3 protein-coding genes are annotated in these 5,742 nt (G+C 61.0%); 1 reads left to right on the top strand and 2 read right to left on the bottom strand.

What is annotated here, in order from left to right:
- Together JWR14_RS03525 and JWR14_RS03520 are read right to left on the bottom strand one after the other, a co-directional pair.
- On the bottom strand, positions 1-456 hold a 456-nt coding region (locus JWR14_RS03525), incomplete at its 3' end, for a sugar phosphate nucleotidyltransferase (protein ID WP_299701433.1).
- Between the two features lie 203 nt (positions 457-659).
- The gene (locus JWR14_RS03520) at positions 660-1,661 is read right to left on the bottom strand and encodes a helix-turn-helix domain-containing protein (protein ID WP_299701431.1); all 1,002 of its coding nucleotides are present in this window, start codon (positions 1,659-1,661) and stop codon (positions 660-662) included.
- Positions 1,662-3,034: 1,373 nt separating this feature from the next.
- Here JWR14_RS03520 and JWR14_RS03515 point away from each other — a divergent pair.
- The gene (locus tag JWR14_RS03515) at positions 3,035-5,281 is read left to right on the top strand and encodes a hypothetical protein (RefSeq protein ID WP_299701428.1); all 2,247 of its coding nucleotides are present in this window, start codon (positions 3,035-3,037) and stop codon (positions 5,279-5,281) included.
- Positions 5,282-5,742 lie beyond the last annotated feature (461 nt).

Raw genomic sequence — 5,742 nt, 5'->3', positions numbered from 1 at the left:
ACCGAGCGTGGCGATATCGCCGGCCTGCGCAAAACGCGCGGCAGTTTCGATGGACGCATGCAGCGCATCGAGATCGGCAATGGCGTGGTCGGCCGGCATGGCCACGAGGATGGCGTCCTGGCCGTCGGCACAGGCGGTCAACGCGGCAAGTGTCAGGGCGGGAGCGGTATCGCGGCGGGCAGGCTCAACCACGATGCGCGCGGTCACGCCGCTTTCACGCACTTGCTCGCCGGTTGCGAAGCGATGTTCCTCGCCGCACACGATCACCGGCTCCGCCGCCACGTCCCACGCGGCCGGAAAGTGCTTCATGCGCAGCACGGTGGCCTGCAACAATGACTCGGTGCCAATCACGCCAATCAGCTGCTTCGGATACTGTTCCCGCGATACCGGCCACAGGCGCGTGCCCGATCCCCCCGCGAGAATCACCTGCACGATACGACGGCACTCCGTGGTCATTCCCGGAGCGGTGATCGTCTCGGCGGTTTCCTCGATGTCCTGCCTGACCTTGCTGTCCATTTTAGTATTCCTATATTCTTTAACCCGTTCCCCGGGCGGAGCTGCGCGCGCCATGTGCACCGATCGTCGACCCCGGTTCAGCCGAACCGCTTACGTCTCAACGCTCCGTGACTGCGGTCAAAAAAACCTGGACTTACTCTCAATCAGACGCCGGCATCGCGGCGGCTTTGCATCCGGTATTCGGTTGGTGAAATAAGAAGACGCTTGCGGAAGATCTTGGCGAGGCGATCGCCGTTACCCATGCCGCTGCGGCGCGCGATCTTGTCGACCGGCAGTTCCGAATCAGTGAGCAACGTGCAGGTCACGGCAAGGCGTGCTTGCAGCAGATAGTCCGAGGGCGTGATGCCCATCTCGATCTTGAAGCGGCGCAGGAAGTTGCGTTCGCTCATGGCCGCCACTTGGGCTGCATCCACGACCGAGATCGGCCGTTCGCAGTTGTCCTGGAGCCAGCGCGCAGCGGTGCGGATCTTGTCGCCGGCAGAGGCCGTGCCGCTATCGCCGAGCAACGGCACGAGCTTCGACGCCGAGCCGGGCATGAGACGTTCGGCAACCCCGCGCGCTACTTCCACACCGAGGTCGCGCTTGATCATCAGCAACGCGCCTTTCATGGACTCGTAGCGATCGCCCGCTTCGCTCGCCTGCTCTTCGCGCACGGCGTGCATCATCGAATGACCCACGCGGATCTGCGTCTCGGCCGCGTGGCCGATGCCGGCGGCGTCGAGCACTTTGCGCCCTTCAGCGATCGACTTGACCACCGTGGTCTTGGAGTGCACGCGGCGCAGCCATTCCACAATACGTTCGTCGCCCGCTGCACCGTCCGCGCCCTTGCCGCCGGCGACGAACAATGCGTCGAAGCCGCCGTAGTGGCGTGCATCGAGGCCATCGGTCCACACCCGTACCGACGACGAACACGCCACATTGCCGCCTTCGACGGACAGGAAACGCACGTCGTAGGTCCAGTCGTTGCGCGCCCTCAGTACGGCCAGTTCATTCGCGACATGGAAGACCTCCGCGACAATCCCGGCGCCGAGCAGCGAGAAGCCATCGAACAGCAGGATTGCGATGCGGCGAATCTCCGCCTGCGTGCTACGTGGGGCCGGCTGTAGCCATCCCATTACGGCGGGTTCAAGACTGGCGTACGGCATGGCATTCCCCTGCGAACTTGTTGAATCCAACATGATTGGATAGTGGGTTCTCATTGCGGTGCATCATAGACACCCTCGAGTTTGATTAGGTTGTCGTGACTGAAAGTAGCGAGATGTTGGCGGAAAGCTTCAGACGCCGCCATTCAAATCCTTTCAGTACGTGCGCTGCCTATCATTCGGTCAATTTCAATACGCACGTTCGGTAAATCTTGTATAGAAACCGAATGTCCACGCGTTTTATTCCCAATGGCACATTGCAAGACGAATGCCAGTCCAATTCGACCGCACATATCGGACAGGGCTGTCTGAAGCCCGGAATGTCATACAAATCAACGTTCCGCGCGATTTATAAAGGCCCGCGCGGCAAGGCTTCCCGGAGCATTCGCGGGTTCCGCCGCGACGCGGCGAGGGCATCGTTAGCGGTAAACGTTGCGTGAGTGAAACATGAGAAATCGTGATTAAAAATGCGCTTCACGAAGACTTGCCTATTCGGGCCACTCTTTAGACCCTTGAAGAAACACTTCTAATTAAAATACAAGTGTTAAGTCGCGCCTTTAAAGCGCCGGTCCGATTAACAACATAATCCGGCAACGTGCGGCGGCGCACATACTTCGGTTCTTTTCTTATGTTTGTCAAAATGACGTTTCACGATAGAAACAAAATTATTTCGTCCGATTAAATGTTATTCAACGATAAATGAAATGGCTTTATCGGGAGTTCACCGGCGATGAATCCGGCGTCGGCGGGCCGCGCGGGGTCATCGAACCGGGATCGAAGGAACAACCGAGGCAGCAAAATGCAGGCGAAAAAATCCGCCGAGGTGGCGGCGGAAGACGACTCGACGCAACCACTCACGTACCAGTTGTCAGTAGCCCTTTATTTCCGTTGCTGCGTGAGATCGCCCACCCTCGCCCACACGGAGTGGCCCCGAACAGCCTCGCCAAGTTTTGATACAGATTAGTTACGCATGCGCCGGTTGGCCGAAGGCGCTCCAGACAATGCCAGATCAGCCAGATTGTCGCGCTATCCCGCCACCCATATACGGCCCGATGGTTCGATACCGTCAACATCCGACAACCTCCATCGCCACGACTGGCGCGTTCGTTGCAGCACGCCTATCCTCAGCGCAATTGGAAGCAGCATGAACACGCGCTCCCAACGCCGCGCGCCTGCTCGCGGCCCCTTTAAACCGTGCCTGATGTTGCATCGCGAGAGCGAAAGTTGCAGGCGTTTGCAAGGTGATCGGGCATCGCAACGCAGCGCACTCGAAAACGTTTCATTCAGGTAGCACGAAGGTGGGGAGTGCCGCTTTCCTCGGTGGAAAACACCGCCGCGGCGGGCTCTAACCACCCGGCTCTCGACCCCGGGGTGTAATGAAAAATCCATCGACCGAAAGACTCGCCGCACGGTTGGCGCCGCGCGCACCCCGCCCGCTGGCTCTAACTACGAGGTTCGCCCTGGCGTTCGTCGTCGCGGTGTCTATAGGTGCTTGTCGAGGCGAAAACGCTGCGGCTCAGGATGCGCCCGCCGCGCCTGCCGCGTCAGCCGATTCCGTCAAGATCGACGGAAGTGCCTGGACACCTTGCGCAGCGGAGTACGAGCGTTGCTCCTTCGATGGCGCGAGAAAGGTGCTCTACGGCACGCCTGAAAAGCACGCGGTCAAGACCTTCACTGGCGGCACGGGTTGCGACAACAGCGTCTTCGATGACCCCGCGCCGGGTGCGTTAAAGCGTTGCTGGGTCGAAGCCCGCGCGGACAGCGCCATGGCGCGCTTCGTAGCCGACGCGCCGCCTCCGACCACCTCACTGCCGATGCAATGCAGCCCGGCTGCCGCGCCAGTCGATGCGCCAGCTTCCGGCGATGCAATCGAAGCCGACACGCCCGGGAGCGACGGCACGCGTATGTTCCCGCTTCGCAAACCGTTCGAACTCGCGCTGACCACGCGCGCCAAGTCGGCCGGCACGCTTGTATGGCGGATAGAGGACGCGTGGAGCAAGGTCAAGGCAAGCGGGCACTTCGCCGTGACGGCCGGTGCGCATACATCGGCTATCAAGTGCACGTCGCAAGCCGCCGGCTACTTTTCGATCACCGCACAACTTGACGCCGCCAATGCAGCGCCCGCCGTATTGCCGTCGCGCGGCACGCGGCCGGCCGGAATTGCCACCTTCGGCGTGCTGCCCGACGTCACAGCGGTACTGCCGGCCGTCACGTACAAGTACCCCGACCTGCATCGCTTCGGCGGCCAGGGCGCGGCGTATCTGCGGCCCGGGCAGACCTGCTGTTCCGGCGATGGGTATCGGCCGCTCTATCCCGACCTGGGCCTCACCTGGGTCAACGACAACCGCAACTGGTACATGACCGAGCCCAAGGCGCCGAACACATTCAATCCCGCCGCCGACAACCTCGCGCCGTTCTTCAAATCCGGCGACCTGCTGCGGCTGATCCAACTCGACGGCGTTCCGGGCTGGGCGAATCGCACGGGCAAGGACACGCATGGTTACGCGCCGTCTTCGCTTGCCGACTACAGCGCCTATATGAAGCGGGTTGGCGAGGAGTCGAACCGGGTGCGTTCGAGCGTTTTTCCGCAGCAATCGAATAACTACTATCAGGTGAGTTGGGAACCCGACTACGGAGGTGGCCTGCCGTGGCGCGATACGGACGCCAATCTGGTCGCCATGTACAAAGCGACTTACGAAGCGATCCACGCCACCGACCCTCATGCGGTCGTGATGGGGTTAACGTTGTCGTCGGTAGGACAAAACATCGAGTGGCTGAAGCGGCTCGCGCCGCTGGGCATCGCGAAGTATCTCGACGGCGTGAGCGCGCATGGTTACTACGATGTCGGGACGTCGCCCTCTCATCCGCCAGAACGCATGGCGGGTAACAGCGATCCGGAGAAAGCCGCGCAAAGCTTGCCCATGATGATGCGCGCGCTGCGTCACACCATGACGCAAATGCTTAAACCCGGCGCGAAATTGTTCATCACCGAGTCGGGTATCAGCTATGACATCGGCACGAAGTACGGACCATCGACGCCGTCGGCGAACGTGCTGTATGCCCAAGGCGCGCTGGTGCCGCGATCGCACCTGATCCTCCTCGGCGAGGGTGCGGACATGACCTATATCTTCTATACGGCCGATCCTTCCGAACCGGGTTATGGCATCTTCTTTGATCTCGTCAACGCCGAGGGTGGCTCCGGCCAGACGCAGATCAGCCCGAAGCCCGCGGCCATGGGCGTGGCAGCAATGACCCGCATTATCGATGGCACCAACACGCTTGGGCCCGTCAAGAACACGCCGCCCGGCGTCTATGCGTATGCGTTCCAGCGCTTGAACGGCGGCAAGGTCGTCACCGCGCTGTGGACGCACGAGAATGCGGTATGGCCGGGGGCATCAGGATTCAGCGCGACACATGGCGTGAAATACACGTTGCCGGTGGATGCAGCAGGAACATCCGGAACGGTTACCGTACTCGACATGATGGGCAATCCGTCCACGCTGCCTTATGCAAACGGCCGCGTGGCGCTGACGCTGACCGAGGCGCCGGTGTATGTGGTGTCGCAGAATGCCGGCGTGATGAAGGCGAATGTCACCACGCCCGAAGGTTACGCGGCGCAGTAACCCTTCCCTTCTTCATACCCGTGTATGGACAGGCCCGGCCATCAACTGGCCGGGCGCTCTCCGTTGACGTTTCTCCTCGACGCTCGCGTGGGACACCGGCTATCGATGCCGCATGAAAGCGACGCTAACGCAGCACGCTTTCATGCTCCACTGCGTTTCACTACGCCATCTGGTTTTTGCGAAAGTTCCGACAGAACCCGACTCCCTCGTCACTTACATTCGATCTCCATGACGACAGTGGAAGCCATGCTGGCGTCATGTGATTCGTCCAGGACGCCCAAGCCTTCGCGCGTCCATTCGTTCCATTCGTGTCATTGAGCACATCGTTTTAAGGGCAGTGGTGACCCCACTGCAATCGCCATGAACCACCCTGAACCAGGCCATGCCACCGCATCCGCGGGCGGCCTCTTTTTAGCGGCCCTGCTCGGATGCCTGACCGTACTGAGCGCTTGCCCATCTGA

Origin of the sequence: Caballeronia sp. (assembly GCF_028292365.1) — a bacterium.
Lineage (GTDB): Bacteria > Pseudomonadota > Gammaproteobacteria > Burkholderiales > Burkholderiaceae > Caballeronia.
The sequence above is the reverse complement of the archived record's forward strand: the minus strand, read 5'-3'. Positions and strand labels throughout refer to the sequence as shown.